General features: G+C 59.8%; 1 protein-coding gene. It reads left to right on the top strand.

The window, feature by feature from the left end:
- A partial coding sequence (locus Q3A80_RS31875) for a hypothetical protein (protein WP_446332746.1) occupies nucleotides 1-763 on the top strand: 763 nt, incomplete at both ends.

The raw sequence follows: 763 nt of genomic DNA, 5'->3' as shown, positions 1-763 counted from the left end.
TCCGGTCGACGTAGAAGTCGATAGCGAAGCGACCGAGCTATTCGTCGAGCTCAGGCCCGTCGAGGTGGACGTGGACAGCGACGAGATCGAGCTGTTAGTCGACGACAGGCCGGTCGACGTAGAAGTCGACAGCGAAGCGACCGAGCTATTCGTCGAGCTCAGACCCGACGACGTGGACGTCGACAACGACGAGATCGAGCTGCTAGCGGAAGACAGGCCTGTGGACGTCGACGTCGAGAGCGAAGCAACGGCGCTATTGGTTGAGCTCAGTCCCGTGGACAGCGAGTTGATGCCGGTCGAGGTGGACGTGGACAGCGAAGAGATCGAGCTATTGGCCGAAGACAGGCCGGTCGATGTAGAAGTCGAAAGCGAAGCGACCGAGCTATTGGTTGCGCTCAAGCCGGTAGAAAGCGAGCCGATGCCGGTCGAAGTGGACGTGGACAGCGACGTGATCGAGCTATTCGCCGACGACAACCCCGTCGAAGTGGACGACGAAAGCGAAGTAACCGAGCTATTGGTCGCGCTGAGGCCGGTAGAAAGCGAGCCGATACCGGTCGAAGTCGACGTGGACAGCGACGAGATCGAGCTATTCGCCGTCGACAACCCCGTCGAAGTAGACGACGAAAGCGAAGTAACCGAGCTATTGGTCGAGCTGAGGCCGGTAGAAAGCGAGCCGATGCCGGTTGAAGTCGACGTGGAGAGCGACGAGATCGAGCTATTAGCCGATGACAGGCCGGTCGACGTAGAGGTCGAAAGCGAAGCG

The sequence above is a fragment of the Burkholderia sp. SR8 genome, from assembly GCF_052851275.1.
The sequence above is the reverse complement of the archived record's forward strand: the minus strand, read 5'-3'. Positions and strand labels throughout refer to the sequence as shown.